At 75.8% G+C, this 15643-nt stretch carries 13 protein-coding genes; 9 read left to right on the plus strand and 4 right to left on the minus strand.

Going from position 1 to position 15643, the window contains the following annotated elements:
- Positions 1–7 precede the first annotated feature (7 nt).
- Complete coding sequence (locus tag ACFU5J_RS12640; RefSeq protein WP_430574394.1) at positions 8–1339, plus strand: ABC transporter substrate-binding protein; 1332 nt, start codon at positions 8–10, stop codon at positions 1337–1339.
- An 88-nt stretch (positions 1340–1427) separates the two neighbouring features.
- Here the strand turns inward: ACFU5J_RS12640 and ACFU5J_RS12645 are convergent, their stop codons facing one another.
- On the minus strand, positions 1428–1970 hold the full coding sequence (locus ACFU5J_RS12645; protein WP_430574395.1) for a MarR family winged helix-turn-helix transcriptional regulator: 543 nt from the start codon (positions 1968–1970) through the stop codon (positions 1428–1430).
- A 115-nt stretch (positions 1971–2085) separates the two neighbouring features.
- On the opposite strand from ACFU5J_RS12645, the gene ACFU5J_RS12650 reads away from it, so the two are divergent.
- The 4 genes from ACFU5J_RS12650 to ACFU5J_RS12665 are packed head-to-tail and all read left to right on the plus strand — an operon-like array spanning position 2086 to position 7132.
- Positions 2086–4386, plus strand: coding sequence for an LLM class flavin-dependent oxidoreductase (locus ACFU5J_RS12650; RefSeq protein ID WP_430578927.1), 2301 nt, complete (start codon positions 2086–2088; stop codon positions 4384–4386).
- Between the two features lie 43 nt (positions 4387–4429).
- Complete coding sequence (mgrA, locus tag ACFU5J_RS12655; protein ID WP_430578928.1) at positions 4430–5491, plus strand: L-glyceraldehyde 3-phosphate reductase; 1062 nt, start codon at positions 4430–4432, stop codon at positions 5489–5491.
- A gap of 28 nt (positions 5492–5519) precedes the next feature.
- The gene (locus ACFU5J_RS12660; RefSeq protein WP_430578929.1) at positions 5520–6494 is read left to right on the plus strand and encodes a carbohydrate kinase family protein; all 975 of its coding nucleotides are present in this window, start codon (positions 5520–5522) and stop codon (positions 6492–6494) included.
- Positions 6491–7132, plus strand: a complete 642-nt coding sequence (locus ACFU5J_RS12665) for a nucleoside/nucleotide kinase family protein (protein ID WP_430578930.1) — start codon at positions 6491–6493, stop codon at positions 7130–7132. Before ACFU5J_RS12660 ends, ACFU5J_RS12665 begins: the two co-directional genes overlap by 4 nt.
- 27 nt (positions 7133–7159) lie before the next feature.
- Here ACFU5J_RS12665 and ACFU5J_RS12670 read toward each other — a convergent pair whose 3' ends face one another.
- Both ACFU5J_RS12670 and ACFU5J_RS12675 read right to left on the minus strand, forming a co-directional pair.
- The gene (locus tag ACFU5J_RS12670) at positions 7160–8182 is read right to left on the minus strand and encodes a hydroxyacid dehydrogenase (RefSeq protein ID WP_430578931.1); all 1023 of its coding nucleotides are present in this window, start codon (positions 8180–8182) and stop codon (positions 7160–7162) included.
- A 91-nt stretch (positions 8183–8273) separates the two neighbouring features.
- Complete coding sequence (locus tag ACFU5J_RS12675; RefSeq protein WP_430578932.1) at positions 8274–9335, minus strand: substrate-binding domain-containing protein; 1062 nt, start codon at positions 9333–9335, stop codon at positions 8274–8276.
- A gap of 111 nt (positions 9336–9446) precedes the next feature.
- Between ACFU5J_RS12675 and ACFU5J_RS12680 the strand changes: the two genes are divergently transcribed.
- Entirely contained in the window at positions 9447–11441 is a 1995-nt protein-coding gene (locus ACFU5J_RS12680; RefSeq protein ID WP_430578933.1) for a DUF2264 domain-containing protein, read from the plus strand.
- Positions 11442–12098: 657 nt separating this feature from the next.
- Here ACFU5J_RS12680 and ACFU5J_RS12685 read toward each other — a convergent pair.
- Positions 12099–12572, minus strand: coding sequence for an Lrp/AsnC family transcriptional regulator (locus ACFU5J_RS12685; RefSeq protein WP_430574403.1), 474 nt, complete (start codon positions 12570–12572; stop codon positions 12099–12101).
- Positions 12573–12712: 140 nt separating this feature from the next.
- On the opposite strand from ACFU5J_RS12685, the gene pdhA reads away from it, so the two are divergent.
- The 3 genes from pdhA to ACFU5J_RS12700 all read left to right on the plus strand — a co-directional run.
- Positions 12713–13975 carry a pyruvate dehydrogenase (acetyl-transferring) E1 component subunit alpha gene (gene pdhA, locus ACFU5J_RS12690; protein ID WP_430578934.1) on the plus strand — a complete coding sequence of 421 codons (1263 nt, stop codon included), beginning with the start codon at positions 12713–12715 and terminating at the stop codon, positions 13973–13975.
- Complete coding sequence (locus tag ACFU5J_RS12695) at positions 13972–15003, plus strand: alpha-ketoacid dehydrogenase subunit beta (RefSeq protein ID WP_430574405.1); 1032 nt, start codon at positions 13972–13974, stop codon at positions 15001–15003. The genes pdhA and ACFU5J_RS12695 overlap by 4 nt, the downstream gene beginning before the upstream one ends.
- Positions 15003–15643: biotin/lipoyl-containing protein (locus ACFU5J_RS12700; RefSeq protein ID WP_430578935.1), on the plus strand; the 641-nt coding region annotated here is incomplete at its 3' end. The genes ACFU5J_RS12695 and ACFU5J_RS12700, both read left to right, overlap by 1 nt.

Consider the following 15643-nt stretch of genomic DNA (forward strand, 5'->3'; position numbering starts at 1 on the left):
GAACCTCATGCGAGTCACAGCCACCCGCGCGACGCGCCGCCGCGGCGCCGCGCTCGTCGCCCTCACGGCGGTCGGGGCGCTCGCCCTGACCGCCTGCTCCGGCGGCGACTCGGGCATCGTGCCCTCCGACCAGGACGGCGGGAAGGACGGCGACGTCGAGATCCGCTTCTCCTGGTGGGGGTCGGACGACCGGCACAAGACGACCCAGGAGATCCTCGACCTGTTCGAGGAGAAGAACCCCGGCATCACCGTCGTGCCGGACTACACCGACTGGGGCGGCTACTGGGACAAGCTCGCCACCGCCACGGCCGGCGGCGACACCCCCGACGTCATCACCCAGGAGGAGCGGTACCTGTCGGACTACGCCTCCCGCGGCGTGATCGCCGACCTCGGTGCGCTCGACATCGACACGTCCGAGATCTCCGACGACATCCTGACCACCGGCGAGGTGGGCGGCACCCTGGTGGGCATCCCGACCGGCGTGAACGCGTACGCGCTGGTGGCGGACCCGAAGATCTTCGCCGACGCGGGCGTGGACATGCCCGACGACACGACGTGGACCTGGGAGGACTACGTCGACGTCGCCGGCAAGATCTCGAAGGGCGCCGGCAAGGGCGTGTGGGGCACGCAGGACTACGGCTTCAACGAGGCCGGCCTCGCCGTCCTCGCGCGGCAGAAGGGCGAGACGCTCTACACGCCGGACGGCAAGCTCGGCGTCTCGAAGGAGACCGTGGCCCAGTTCTTCCAGACGTCGCTGGACCTCATGGCGAACGGCGGCCAGCCCGACGCGTCACGCTCGGTCGAGTACCAGAACGCCGGCCCGGAGGGCTCGCTGCTCGGCACCAACTCCGGGGCCATGGGCGTGTGGTGGAGCAACCAGCTCGGGGCGCTGTCCGACGCCTCCGGCCGGGACCTGGAGCTGCTGCGCCTGCCCGGCGAGTCCGAGGGCGAGCGCACCGGCATGTACTTCAAGCCGGCGATGTACTACTCCGTGTCGGCCAAGAGCGAGCATCCCCAGGAGGCGGCCAAGCTGGTCGACTTCCTGCTCAACGACCCCGAGGCCGCGAAGCTGCAGCTCACCGACCGCGGCCTGCCGGCCAACCTGAGCGTCCGGGAGGCGATCCTCCCCGACCTCACCGCCGCCGACCAGCGGATGGCCGACTTCATGGCCGACCTCGAGGACGACGTCGTGGACAACCCGCCGGTGCCGCCGAACGGCGCCAACGAGATGCAGGACATCATCACGCGCATCAACACCGAGGTGCTGTTCGAGCGCATGACGCCCGCCCAGGCCGCCGACGCCTTCCTCAAGGACGTGGGCGCGGCGATCGGCGGCTGACCGTTCCGTCCGAATCGAGTGTGCTGACGTGATCCTCGAACGGCCCGTTTGAGGATCACGTCAAAACGCTCGATCGCTCTCCGAGTGGTCAGGACGGGTCCACGACGCGCGCGACGACGGCGCAGCGGTCGTCGCCCGGCGCCGCGCCGGTGGCGGCGCGCACGAGCAGGTGGCGCAGGGCGTCGCGCTCGGCGGCGTCCAGCCCGGCGAGCAGGTCGTCCTCGGCCGTCCGGACGCGGGCGTCCAGGTCGGCGAGGACGGCGCGGCCGTGGTCCGTCACGACGATGCGGCGCGCGCGCCGGTCGGCCGGGTCCGGCTGCCGCTCGACGAGTCCGCAGCCGGCGAGCTCGTCGAGCAGGTAGGTCATCACGGTGCGGTCGATGCCGAGCCGGGCGGCCAGCGCCGCCTGCGTGGGCGGGGCGTCGCGCGTGACGGCGGCGAGCACCTCGTAGCCCCGCCCGCCGTGGGGCACGTCGGCGCACGCGGCCGCGACCCGGGCGCTCCACTCCCGCAGCAGCGCCGCGAGGGACCAGCCCAGCGGGGACGGGTCGACCGGGGCGGCGGAGTCGGCGGGGCCGCCGGTGTCGGCCGTGCCGCGCGGGCGGCGGGTCCGGTCGGTCGTGGTGCTCACCTCGCCATCGTAAGGGGAATGGGCGGTCGGCCAGAAGAGTTGCCGCTGATATCGTCTGTGCGACAGACGATCTCCCGTCGCGAGCGGGAGCGGTCCTCCCCGCGAAAGGCCCCGCATGACGGACTACGGCCACGACCTGGTCTTCGGCACGTTCCTCACCCCGACCAACCGCGACCCGCAGCAGCCCGTGCGCCTCGCCCAGGTCACCGAGGCGGCCGGGCTCGACCTGGTGACGTTCCAGGACCACCCGTACCAGCCCGGGTTCCTCGACACGTGGACGCTGCTGTCGTGGGTGGCCGCGCAGACCGAGCGGGTGACCGTCGCGGGCAACGTGCTCAACCTGCCGCTGCGGCCGCCGGCCGTGCTCGCGCGCGCCGTCGCGTCCCTCGACCTGCTGTCCGGCGGGCGGGCGGCCCTCGGCCTCGGCGCCGGCGGCTTCTGGGACCCGATCGTCGCGATGGGCGGCACGCGCCTCACGCCGGGGGAGTCCGTGGACGCGCTCGACGAGGCCCTCGACATCATCCGCGGCATCTGGGACGGCCAGGAGCGCCGCCCGCTGCGCGTCGAGGGTGCCCACCACCGCGTCGTCGGCGCCAAGCGCGGGCCCGAGCCCGCCCACGACGTCCCGATCTGGCTCGGCGCGCTCAAGCCCCGCATGCTGCGCCTCATCGCCCGCAAGGCCGACGGCTGGCTGCCGTCGCTCGCCTACCTCAAGGACGGCGACCTGCAGCGCGGCCACGCGATCATCGACGAGGCGGCCGAGGCCGCGGGCCGGCACCCGGCCGAGATCCGGCGCCTGCTCAACGTGCAGGGTGCCGTCAGCGACGAGCCGCGCGGCTTCCTCCAGGGCCCCGTGGAGCAGTGGGTCGACGAGCTGGCCGCCCTCGCGCTCGAGGACGGCATCGGCACGGTCATCCTCGCGGCCGACGACCCGAGCCTCATCCAGGTGTACGGGCAGGAGGTCGCGCCCGCCGTGCGGGAGCTGGTGGCGCGGGAGCGCGCGTCGTCGGGCACGGCCCCGGCGGCGTCCCGGCGCGGTGCGCGGGCGATCGCCCTGCGGCGCCCCGGCATCGACTACGCCGCCGTCCCCGCGGCGCTGGCGGCCACCGCCGTCGAGCCCGGCGACCGCGCGTACGACGGCGTCCGGCACAACTACCTGCGCTCCGGCGCGCCGGGCCTCGTGCTGCGGCCGCGGGACGCGCAGCAGGTGGCCGAGGCCGTGCGGTTCGCGCGGTCGCAGCAGGTGCCGCTGGGCGTGCGGTCGGGCGGCCACGGCATCAGCGGCCGGTCGACCAACGACGGCGGCGTCGTCGTCGACCTCGGCGCGCTCGACCAGGTCGAGGTGGTCGACGAGGCCACCCGGCGGGTGCGGGTCGGCGTCGGAGCCACGTGGGGCCGCGTCGCCGAGGAGCTGGCACCGCGCGGCTGGGCCATCAGCTCCGGCGACTCCGGCGGGGTCGGCGTCGGCGGGCTCGCCACCGCGGGCGGCGTCGGCTTCCTGGGCCGCGCCTACGGGCTGACGATCGACCACGTGGTCGCGGCCGAGGTCGTCACCGCGGACGGCCGCGTGGTGCTCGCGTCGGCCGACGAGCACCCCGACCTGTTCTGGGGCCTGCGCGGCGCGGGCGGCAACCTGGGCGTCGTGACGTGGGTCGAGATCGAGGCCATGGCCCTCGGCGACCAGGGCCACGTCGTCTTCTCCCAGATGACGCTCGACGCGACCGACGTCGCGGGCACCCTCGAGCGCTGGGGCGCCGTCGTCGAGTCCGCGCCGCGCGAGCTCACGAGCTTCCTCATCCTGTCCCCGGGCCGCCGCGGCCGCCTCGCCGACGGCAGCGACGACCAGGGCCCGGTCGCCCAGCTCATGACGGTCTGGGCGGGCGACGACACGGACGCCGCCGTCGAGCAGCTCGAGCGGCTCGCCGGGGCCGGCCCGCTGCTGGCCCACCAGGCGTACCTGCTGCCGTACGCGGGCGTCGTGCAGGCCGGCGAGAAGCACCACCAGGGCGGCGGGGACCCGGCCGTCCGGTCCGGGCTGGTCGCGCACCTGGACGGGCCGACGGCCCGCGCGTTCGAGAAACTGGCCCTGTCGGGCGAGGCGTACTTCCTGCAGGTCCGCGCGACCGGCGGCGCCGCGCACGACGTCGAGGCGGACGCGACGGCGTACGCCCACCGGCACCAGAACTTCCTGCTGTCGGCGATGTCCTCCGACCAGGGCCGGCTCGACGCGGTCTGGGACGACGTCATGGCGCCGTACACCGACGGGCTGTACCTGTCGTTCGACACCGACACCCGGCCCGAGCGGATCACCGACGCCTTCCCCGGGCCCACGCTCGCCCGCCTGCGCGAGGTGAAGCGCGACTGGGACCCCGACAACGTGTTCCGCGCCAACTTCCCGGTGCCGCCCGCCGAGTGATCGCACCGCGCGTGACGTCGGCCGGGTGCGCGAGGATGGGGCCATGCCTCTCGCACCTCGGTACCTGGCCGACGACGCCCGCTACGAGTCGATGACCTACCGCCGCACGGGCCACTCCGGCCTCGACCTGCCCGCCCTGTCGCTGGGCCTGTGGCACAACTTCGGCGACGTGAACCCGTTCGACACGCAGCGCGCCATCCTGCGCCGTGCCTTCGACCTCGGCATCACCCACTTCGACCTCGCGAACAACTACGGCCCGCCCTACGGCTCGGCGGAGGAGAACTTCGGCCGCCACCTGGCCAAGGACCTCGCGCCGTACCGCGACGAGCTCGTGATCTCCACCAAGGCCGGCTACGACATGTGGCCGGGCCCGTACGGCGACCACGGCTCGCGCAAGTACCTGCTCTCGTCGCTCGACCAGTCGCTGACCCGCATGGGCCTGGACCACGTCGACGTCTTCTACCACCACCGGCCCGACCCCGCGACGCCGCTCACCGAGACGATGGGCGCGCTCGCGTCCGCCGTCCAGCAGGGCAAGGCCACGTACGTGGGGGTGTCGAACTACTCGCCGTCGCGCACCCGCGAGGCCGCGCAGGTGCTCGCCGACCTGGGCGTGCCGCTGCTCATCCACCAGCCCAGCTACTCGATGTTCAACCGGCACGTCGAGATCGCGGACCGCGAGGACGCGTACGACGGCCGGCAGAGCGAGTCCCTGCTCGACGTCGTCGAGGACCTCGGCGTCGGCACGATCGTCTTCTCGCCGCTGTCGCAGGGCCTGCTCACGGGCCGGTACCTGGGCGGCTCGGCGCCGGAGGGCTCGCGCGCGGCCCGCAGCGACTCGCCGTTCCTGTCGTCGTCGAACCTCACCGACACGTACCTGGACCGCGCCCGGGCGCTGAACGCGGTCGCGGAGGGCCGCGGGCAGACGCTCGCGCAGCTCGCCCTCTCGTGGGTGCTGCGCGACGACCGCGTGACGTCGGCGCTGATCGGCGCGTCGTCGGTGGCGCAGCTCGAGGACAACGTGGCCGCGCTGCGCGCCCCGGCGCTCACCGACGAGGAGATCGCCGCGATCGAGCCGCACGCCGTCGACGGCACCGGCCGCTGAGCATCCCGCGGCCGAGAGGGGAGCAGGGATGGTGGTCTGCTGGTTCGTCGGGCTGACGACGCTGGACGTCGTGCACCGGGCCTCGGCCCGCCCGGGCCCGGACGAGAAGGTCACGGCCGTGCGGCAGGACGTCGCGGCCGGGGGGCCCGCGGCCAACGCGGCGGTCACGGCCGCGGCGCTCGAGGCGCACGCCGTCCTGGTGAGCGCCCTGGGCGCCGGGCCCGTCGCCCAGGCGGCGCGGGCCGACCTCGACGAGCGCGAGGTGCAGGTGCACGACGTCGCGGGCCCGGACGAGGAGTTCCCGCTCGCGGTCTCGGCGGTCCTCGTCGACGACGCGACGGGGCAGCGGTCCGTGGTCTCGCCCGACGCGGCCCTCGTCGCGGTGCGCGCCCCGCGGCCCGACGCGATCGCGGGGCTGCCGCGCCCGGACGTCGTGCTGCTCGACGGCCACCACCCCGAGATCGCGCGGGCCGTGCTGGCGCACGTCGCCGAGCTACGCCCCCGGCCGCTGGTCGTGCTGGACGGCGGCCGGTGGCGGCCGGTGTTCGCGGAGCTGCTGCCCGCGGCGGACGTCGCGGCGCTCAGCGCCGCCTTCACCGTGCCGGCCGAGCTGGTCCCCGGCGCGACCGACGCCGCCCACGGCGCGCTGCTGCTCGGGGCGGGGTCCGTGGTGGTCACCCACGGCGCGGCCCCGGTGGAGTGGGCGCGGCCGCGGCGCGCCGACGACGGTGCCGTCGAGGTCGGGGAGCGGGGCACCGTGCCCGTGCCGGAGGTGGACGTGCAGGACACCCTCGGCGCCGGCGACGCGTTCCACGGCGCGCTGGCCGTGGCCCTCGCCCGCGGGGAGGCGCTGCCCGACGCCTGCGCCACGGCGGTGCGCGTGGCGAGCACGCGCGTGCGGAAGGTCGGCCCGCGGTCCTGGCTCGCGCACCTTCCCGAGCTGACGGAGCCGCACGGAGGGGCGGCCCGACCCGGCCCGGAGCCCGCGCGGGACGAGGGGTGACCCCGGTCGCGGCGACGACGGCGGAGCTCGTCGCGCGCGCCCGGCGGCTGGCGGTGCCCGGCGAGCGGCGGGTGCTCGGCATCGTCGGCCCGCCGGGGGCGGGGAAGTCCACGCTCGCACGCGCCGTCGTCGACGGGCTCGGCCCGGCCCTCGCCGTCGAGGTCGGGATGGACGGCTACCACCTGTCGAACGCGGTGCTCGCGGACCTCGGCCGCCGCGACCGCAAGGGCGCGATCGACACGTTCGACGACGCCGGGTACGCCGCGCTGGTGGCACGCCTCGCGGAGGCCCGGCCCGGCGACCCGCCGGTGTACGCGCCCGTCTTCCGCCGCGAGATCGAGGAGCCCGTCGCGGCCGGCGTGGCCGTCCCCTCCGACGTGCCGCTGGTCGTGACGGAGGGCAACTACCTGCTCGCGCCCACCGGTGCGTGGCCGCGGGCGCGGGCGCGGATGGCGCAGGTCTGGTACCTCGACGTCCCCGACGCCGTGCGCCTCGCCCGGCTCGAGGAGCGCCACCACGCCTTCGGCAAGAGCCGCGACGACGCGCGCCGCTGGGCGAACGGCTCCGACCAGGTCAACGCGGACGCCGTCGCCGCCACGCGCGCCGCGGCCGACGTCGTCGTGCGCTGGGCCGCCTGACCGCCCGCACCCCAGCGTGCCGGAGGGTCAGGCCGTGCGGTCCAGGAGGGCGCGGTCGACGGGGGCGGCGAGCGGCTCGCCGGCCAGGAGGCGCAGCACCTCGTCGACGGCGAACGCGCCCATGCGGTGCAGCTCCAGCCCGATCGAGCCCGCGACGTGCGGGGTGAGCAGCACGTTCGGGTGGTCGTAGAGCGGCGAGTCGGCGGGGAGGACGTCGGGCGTCGTGACGTCGAGGACGGCGTAGACGCGCCCCGCGATCACGGCCTCCGTCAGCGCGTCGGTGTCGACGAGGGCGCCCCGCGCGGTGTTCACGAGCGTCGCGCCGGGGCGCATCGCCGCCAGCCGCCGGGCGTCGATCAGGTGACGGGTCTCGGGCAGGTCGGGGGCGTGCAGGGACACGACGTCGCTCGTGGCCACCAGGGTGTCCAGGTCGACGAGGCGCGCGCCCAGCGCCGCGGCCGTGGCCTCGTCCGCGTACGGGTCGCTGAGGAGGAGGTCGAGGTCGAACGGCGCGAGCAGCTCCAGCACGCGGCGCCCGATCTTCGACGCCCCGACGACGCCGACCGTGCGTCGGTAGTTGCCGGCGTCGGGCACCTCGACGCTCCAGTTCTCCGCACGCCGGTCGGCGCGGTAGCGCGCAGCGATGGGCAGGATCCTCTTGTTGGCGAGCAGGATCGTCGCGACGGTGTACTCCGCGACCGGCTGGGCGTTGACCCCGGCGGCCGTGCTCACGGGGAGGCCCGCGTCCCAGAACTCCGGCGGCAGGTGGTGCCGCACCGAGCCGGCGGCGTGCACGACGCCGCGCAGCCGCGGCGCGTGGCCGAGCGCGTCGCGGGTGATCGGCGGGCACCCCCAGCCCGTGAGCAGCACGTCCGTGCGCGCGAGGACGTCGCGGGCGGCGTCGTCGGTCAGGTCGTGCAGCACGCCCGGCTCGAGGCGGGCGACGGCGCGCAGCCGGTCCAGGTCCTCGGCGGCGAACAGCCGGTCGGGCAGCCCGGGCTGCATGGCCAGGGTCACCGTGGGAACGCTCGGGGTGCTGCCGGGCTGCATGGTCTCTCCTCGTGGCGGGCCGTGGGTCGTCATTGTGCGCGGGCCCGGCCGACCGGGGTCAACCGGATCCGTGCAGAACGAACAGAGTCGGTCACGGGGCGGAGGTCGAGTCCCGCACGACGAGGCGTGGCAGCAGCGTGACCTGCTGCGTCGCCGGCGCGGCGCCGCGCGACAGCCGCCGCACGGCGAGCTCGACCGCGGCGCGGCCCACGTCGTGCTTCGGCGGCGCGACCGCCGTGAGGGGCACCGGCGCCAGGGCCGACATCTCGTCGTCGTAGGCCACGATCGACAGGTCCTCGGGGACGCGCACGCCCCGGTCCGTCGCGAGGCCGAGCAGCACGAGGGCGTCGTCGTCCGCGTGGACCAGCAGCCCTCGGGTGCCGGTCGCGGAGCAGCGGCGCAGCAGGTCGTCGAGCCGGCGGTCGCGCTCGGCGATGCCGTCGGCCTCGGTGGCGAGCTCGACCGGCGCGAACCCGGCGGCGGCGATCTCCCGCGGCCCGGTGGCGTCGCGGAAGCCGTCGACCAGCCAGGACGACGTGGGCGTCGACGTCCGGACGGCCAGCCCGACCTTCTCGTGCCCGAGGTCCGCCAGGTGCTCGACGGCGAGCCGGGCGCCGGCGGCGTGGTCGGTGCGCGCGTACTCGGCGTCGGGGCCGTCCCACCAGCGCTCGACGAGGACCACCGGGACCTGGACGGACCCCGGCCAGCGCGGGGGCTCGACCTGCGGCGGTCGCGCGGTCGCGACGAGGAGCGCGTCGACGCCCGCGCGCAGCATCCGCTCCACGAGGCGTTCCTCCTCCGCGACGTCGTACCGCGACACGGCGAGGACCAGGCGCATGCCCGCCCGGGCCGCGGCCTCCTCCGCCCCGGCCACGACGCTCCGGTAGTAGTAGCGCGACGCAGGCAGGATCATCCCGAGCGTGGCGAGCGGCCGTCGCGACCCGGCGCCGGCCGCGGGCAGGGTGGCGCCGCCGTGCACGCGCTCGAGGTCGCCGGCGTCGACGAGCGCCGCGATGTCGCGGCGGACGGTCACCTCGGAGACGCCGAGGCGGCCCGCGAGCTCCGCCACCTTGACGAAGCCGCGCAGGCGCGCCTCGTTGCGGATCAGCTCGTGCCGGTGTGCCGCCAGGCCCGGGCCGCGTGGGTCGCTCATGACCGCGAGCCTATGTTCGGGTCTGTACGACCTCCTTGCCGGTCGGCGGCGCGGCCCGGTTGACTCGTCGCACGCCCGCTCGTCGCGGGCGTCCGCGAGGAGGGGGACACGGTGGGCGAGACGTGGACGCGGGAGCGGTGGGCGGACCTCGCGGACCGGATGCTGCTGGCGGTGCGGCCGTACGCGTCGGACGGTCACGCGCGCGTCGTCCTGCCCGGCCGGCCCGGCGGGCTCGGCACCGACGTCGACGGCCTCGAGGGGTTCGCGCGGACGTTCCTCGCGGCGGGCTTCCGGCTGGCGGGCGAGCGTGGCGCCGACCCGCTCGGCCTGGCGGACTGGTACGCGCGGGGGCTGGCCGCGGGGACGGACCCGTCGTCCGCCGAGCGCTGGCTGCGCCCCGACGAGCACGGCCAGGCGAAGGTGGAGGCGGCGTCGATCGCCCTCGTCCTCGACCTCACGCGCCCGTGGCTGTGGGACCGGCTGGACGCCGGCGTGCAGGAGCGGGTGGTCGACTACCTCGCCACCGTCGTCGGCGACGACGGGTACGCCGACAACAACTGGGTCTGGTTCCGGATCGTCACCGAGCAGTTCCTCCGGTCGGTGGGCGGCCCGTGGTCGGCCGAGGACATGGAGCGCGACCTCGCGCGGCACGAGGACTTCTGGCGCACCGACGGCTGGTACTCCGACGGGCCGCAGCGGGCCTACGACCACTACGTCGGCTGGGCGATGCACCTGTACCCGGTGCTGTGGTCGCGCATGGCCGGCGCGCAGGATCTCGCCGGGCCGCGCGCTCCCGCGTACCTGGAACGCCTGGACCGGTTCGTGGCCGACGCCGTGCACCTCGTCGGGGCGGACGGCTCGCCGCTGGTCCAGGGCCGCAGCCTGGTCTACCGCTTCGCGGCGGCCGCGCCGTTCTGGGTGGGCGCGCTCGCCCAGGTGCCGAGCACGTCGCCGGGGCTGCTGCGCCGGGCGGCGTCGGGCGTCGTGGGCCACTTCGTCGACCGCGGCGCCCCGGACGAGCGTGGCCTGCTCACCCTCGGCTGGCACCACGAGTGGCGCGCGATGGCGCAGGCGTACTCCGGCACCGGCTCGCCGTACTGGGCGAGCAAGGGCCTCCTGGGGCTCGCGCTGCCTGCCGACCACCCGGCGTGGACCGCGCCGGAGGAGCCGCTGCCGGTCGAGGCCGGCGACACCCTGCTGGTGGCCCGCGCCCCGGGCTGGGCGGTCGCGGGCACGCGCGACGACGGCGTCGTGCGCGTCTACAACCACGGGACGGACCACGCGGCCGAGGGCGACGAGACCGGTGACTCGCCGCTGTACGCGCGGCTCGGGTACTCGACGGCGACGTCGCCCCTGCTGGACGCCGAGGGGTGGACGGACCCGCTCGACCAGTCCGTCGTGCTGCTCGACGCCGAGGGGCGGGCCACGCACCGCACGGGCTTCCGCACGCTGGAGGCCCGCACGACGTCCGACCCCGACGACCCCGACAGCCCCGACGGGGACAGCGCGACCGCCGCGATCCTGGCGTCGCGGGCGCGCGCCCACTGGCTGGACGCGGAGCCGGCCGCGTTCGACGCCGGCTCCGGGCTCACCGGGGACGCGCACCCCGCGGGCACGGTCACGACGGTGAGCGTGGTGCGCGGCGCGTGGGAGGTGCGGCTGGTCCGCGTCGAGGAGCCGTCGCCGGTCGCCGTCGCGCTGCGCGTCGGGGGCTGGCCGGTCAGCGGGGACGACGCGCGGCCCGACGGCCCACACGCCGCCCGCGCGAGCGCGCTCCGGTCGACGCTCATGCCGGTCGTTCCGGGCCCCGGAGCAGGAGAGGTCCCGGGCTCCTCTCCGGCATGGCTCGCGGGCGTGGCCGCGGCCGACGACGCCACGCCCCTCGGGTCGCGCACCGCGACGCCGTGGGTGGCCGCGGAGCCGGTCCCCGTCGGTCACTGGCTGGCGGTCGTCGTCGGGCTCCACGGTGGCCTGCGGGACGCTCGCCAGCAGGACGAGCCGGTCGTGCCGGACGTCGAGGTCACGGACGTCCGGGCGGCGGGGACGGAGGTCCGCGTGCGCTGGCCGGACGGCGCCGTCACCCGCGCGGCGCTCCCGGTGGCCTGACCCGCGCCGGCATCGGGCGTGCGGTCGGCACCGGGCGTGCGGTCGACACCGGCGCGGGGCCGGGGACGGGCGGGTAGCGGGCGGGGAACGCAGGGCGGGCCGGCTCCGCTCGACGACCGCGCATCCGGCGTGTCGCGCGCCCGCGGACGTTGTCATTTCGCGTGGAGTCGGCCGCCCGCACATGGCGCCTGCTGGGGCGGCGCCGATTCGCCCGTGCCCGATTCTCGACCTGAGCAGGAGCCGCGATCGCTGGGCAGGATTCGGTGCGGCTGTGGCGGAGGCTCGTGCTGAGCAGGAGCCGTGACGGCTGGGTCGAACCGGGCGCGGCTGCGCCGGGGTTCGTGCTGATCAGGAGCCGTGACGGCTGGGCAGGATTCGGTGTGGCTGTGGCGGAGGTTCGCGCTGAGCAGGAGCCGTGACGGCTGGGCAGGATGAGGTGCGGCTGCCCCCGGAGGTTCGTGCTGAGCGGGCCTGGAGTCGGCAGAGCCGGACAACGTGCGCGTTTGCGGACCGCACGCGAAACGGCAACGTCCGCGGACACGCGGCGCGCCGACCGGCACGGCGCGCGACACGGCGAGCGACACGGCGAGCGACACGGCGAGCGACACGGCGAGCGACACGGCGAGCGACACCGCGCCGTCGCCGGTGCCGTGTCGGTCAGAGCGCGCGCCGCGCCTCGTCGATGAGCGGCTGGATGCGGTAGGGGATGAGCTCGCCCATCGACAGCGACGTCTCGGTGCGCTCGACGCCGTCGACGGCGAGGATGGCCGCGTCGATGCGGAACAGGTGGTCCGTGTCCCGGCACACGACCTGCACGCGCAGGTCGGCGGTGCCGCTGCGGCCGAACGCCTGCACCACCTCGGGGATCTGCCGGAGCGCGTCGACGATGCGGCCCAGCTCCTTCTGCCGCACCTCGACCTCGAGGAACGCGGTGAGGGGGTGCCCCAGGAACTGCGGGTTGACCCGCCGGTCGAAGTCGAGGAAGGCGCCGGACTCCTCCAGCCGCGCGAGCCGCGCGTGCACCGTGTTCCGGGACAGCCGCAGGCGTTCCGCGAGCGCGGCGATCGTGGCCCTCGGGTCCTCGGCGAGGGCCGTCAGAAGGCTCAGGTCCACGGCGTCGTAGCTGCGCACATCGACCAGCCTAACGGGGGTGGGCTGCGCACTCTGCGCAGCCGGTCGTGAGGTGCTGGTCGCGCCCTGTGAGCGGCGTTACGTTCGCGGTATCCGGCGCTCGACGAGGAGCTACCGGCGACACGCGAGGTGAGGCGACGATGCCCAGCACCATGGGTTCGACGTCCCGCGACGACCTGTCACGAGCGGGCGGAGCGCGGACGGAGACGGCGTCCGGAACGACGGACGAGACGTATGCAGACGGCACGGTACGGCTGCTCGACGAGAAGGGCGTGCGGCACCCCGACCCGGGGCTCGACCGCTGGCTGACGGATGTCGACGCGGGCACCGACGAGGCCCGCGCGGCGCTGCTGGCGCTGTACGAGGAGATGGTCGTGGCCCGGCGCATCGACGCCGAGGCGACGGCGCTGCAGCGGCAGGGTGAGCTGGCCCTGTGGCCGCCGCTGCAGGGCCAGGAGGCGGCGCAGGTGGGCTCGGCGGCCGCGCTGCGCGGGGACGACTTCGTCTTCTCCAGCTACCGCGAGCACGCGGTGGCGCGCAAGCGCGGGGTGTCCCCGGTGGACCTGCTGCGCGTGTGGCGCGGGGTCACGGCGTCGGGCTGGGACCCGTACGCGGTGAACATGGCGACGCCGCAGGTCATCATCGGCGCGCAGGCCCTGCACGGCGTGGGCTATGCGCTGGGGATCCAGGCCGACGTCGAGCGCGGCGTCGTCGTCCCGGGCGAGGACGGCTCGGCCGCCGTCGTCGCGTACGTGGGCGACGGCGCGATGAGCCAGGGCGACGTCAACGAGGCGTTCGTGTTCGCCGCCACCTGGCAGGTGCCGCTGGTGCTGTTCTGCCAGAACAACCAGTGGGCGATCTCCGAGCCGGTGACGCTGCAGTCGGGCGTGCCGCTGGTCCGGCGGGCGTCGGGGTTCGGCGTCCCGGGCGTGCGGGTGGACGGCAACGACGTGCTGGCCGTGCTCGCCGTGACCCGCGAGGCGCTGCACCGCGCGCGCACGGGCGGCGGCCCCACGTTCGTCGAGGCCGTGACGTACCGCATGGGCCCGCACACCACCGCCGACGACCCCACCCGCTACCGCGACGCGTCCGAGCTGGACGTGTGGGCCGAGCGCGACCCGATCGCGCGGCTCGCCTCGTACCTGCGCGCGGGTGGCCAGCTCACCGACGACGACGAGGCCCGCGTGCGCGCGGCGGCCGACGCCGTGGCCGCCGAGCTGCGGGCCGGCGTCGTCGCCATCGAGGACCCGCCGCCGCTGAGCGTCTTCGACCACGTGTACGCCGAGGAGCACCCGACGGTGCGCGCCGAGCGCGCGGAGCACGAGGCCTACCTGGCGGGCTTCGCCGACACCACCATCGACACGACCACCGGCACGACGAGCGGCGAGGGGGCCGACCGATGACGACCCAGACGCTCACCCTCGCCAAGGCGCTCGGCGCCGGCCTCCGCCGGGCGATGACCGACGACCCGTCGGTCATGGTGCTCGGCGAGGACATCGGCCGCCTCGGCGGCGTGTACCGCGTGACCGACGGGCTCCAGGCGGAGTTCGGGCCGCGCCGCGTGGTGGACACGCCGCTCGCGGAGTCCGGCATCCTCGGCACCGCCGTCGGCCTCGCGTACCGCGGGTACCGGCCGGTGGTGGAGATCCAGTTCGACGGCTTCGTCTACGTGGCGTTCGACCAGATCGTCAGCCAGCTCGCCAAGATGCACGCCCGCACCAACGGGAAGGTGACGCTGCCCGTGACGATCCGCATCCCCGTGGCCGGCGGCATCGGCGCCGCGGAGCACCACTCCGAGTCGCCCGAGGCGTACTTCGTGCACACGGCCGGGCTGCGCGTGGTCTCGGTGTCGAACCCGCAGGACGCCGCGACCGTGCTCCGCCAGGCGATCGCGTGCGACGACCCGGTGGTCTTCTTCGAGCCGAAGCGCCGCTACCACGTCAAGGGCGACGTCGACCCGGACCTGCCGCTCGACGACGCGGCCCCCATGGGGACCGCACGTGTCGTGGCGCGGGGCGACGACGTCACCCTGGTGACGTTCGGGTCGCACGTCGCGACCGCGCTCGACGCCGCCGTCGCCGCGTCCGACGAGGGCGTCTCGGTCGAGGTGATCGACCTGCGCTCCCTGTCGCCGATCGACCACGACACGGTCGCCGCCTCCGTGCGGCGCACCGGCCGGCTGGTCGTGCTGCACGAGGGGCCGCGGCAGGCGGGCGTCGGCGCCGAGATCGCCACGAGCATGACCGAGCGCTGCTTCGACTTCCTCGAGGCGCCGCCCGTGCGCGTCACCGGGTACGACATCCCGTACCCGCCGGCCAAGCTGGAGGGCAACCAGGTGCCGGACCTCGACCGCGTGCTCGTCGGCATCGACCGCGTCCTGGGCCGCACCCCGGCGTCGGGCGCCACCGCCGGCGTGGAGGTGGGAGCGTGATGGCGACGCGCGAGTTCCGGCTGCCGGACCTGGGCGAGGGGCTGACCGAGTCCGAGGTCGTCGAGTGGCGCGTCGCGGTGGGCGACGCCGTCGAGCTCAACCAGGTGATCGCCGAGGTGGAGACCGCCAAGGCGCTGGTCGAGCTGCCGTCCCCGGTCGCCGGCGTCGTGCGCGTGCTGCACGCCGAGGAGGGCCAGACCGTCGAGGTCGGCGAGCCGCTGGTGACCTTCGACCTGTCCGGGGCCGCCGAGCGGTCGGGACCAGCCGACGGCATGCCCGGCGCAGGACCCGACAGCTCGGCGGCGGACGAGGGCCCGGAGCCGAACCTCGTCGGGTACGGCGCGCGGCCCGAGCGCACGGGGCGCCCGGCGCGGCGACGCCGGCGCGAGGTCCTCGCCCCGGAGCCGACGGCCGCCCCGGCCGCCGCTGCCGTGCCGCCGAACGGGACGGCGTCCGCCCCCGCGACGTCGGGTGGTCGCGGGGAGCGGCCGCGCTCGACGCCGGTGGTCCGGGCCGTGGCGCGGCAGCGCGGGCTCGACCTGACGACGGTCGTCGGCAGCGGCCCCCACGGGCGCATCACGCGGGACGACGTCGAGGCGGCGTCGGCCCCGGCCGCCCCCGCGGCGGCGCGCCCGGCACC

The organism is Isoptericola sp. NPDC057559 (genome assembly GCF_042801555.1).
Classification (GTDB): domain Bacteria; phylum Actinomycetota; class Actinomycetes; order Actinomycetales; family Cellulomonadaceae; genus Isoptericola.

Excerpts from the sequence above, each read along its gene's own strand:
- ACFU5J_RS12640 (WP_430574394.1), top strand. The coding sequence starts at position 8 with ATGCGAGTCACAGCCACCCGCGCGACGCGCCGCCGCGGCGCCGCGCTC.
- ACFU5J_RS12650 (WP_430578927.1), top strand. The coding sequence starts at position 2,086 with ATGACGGACTACGGCCACGACCTGGTCTTCGGCACGTTCCTCACCCCG.
- mgrA (WP_430578928.1), top strand. The coding sequence starts at position 4,430 with ATGCCTCTCGCACCTCGGTACCTGGCCGACGACGCCCGCTACGAGTCG.
- ACFU5J_RS12660 (WP_430578929.1), top strand. The coding sequence starts at position 5,520 with ATGGTGGTCTGCTGGTTCGTCGGGCTGACGACGCTGGACGTCGTGCAC.
- ACFU5J_RS12670 (WP_430578931.1), bottom strand. The coding sequence starts at position 8,182 with ATGCAGCCCGGCAGCACCCCGAGCGTTCCCACGGTGACCCTGGCCATG.
- ACFU5J_RS12675 (WP_430578932.1), bottom strand. The coding sequence starts at position 9,335 with ATGAGCGACCCACGCGGCCCGGGCCTGGCGGCACACCGGCACGAGCTG.
- pdhA (WP_430578934.1), top strand. The coding sequence starts at position 12,713 with ATGCCCAGCACCATGGGTTCGACGTCCCGCGACGACCTGTCACGAGCG.
- ACFU5J_RS12695 (WP_430574405.1), top strand. The coding sequence starts at position 13,972 with ATGACGACCCAGACGCTCACCCTCGCCAAGGCGCTCGGCGCCGGCCTC.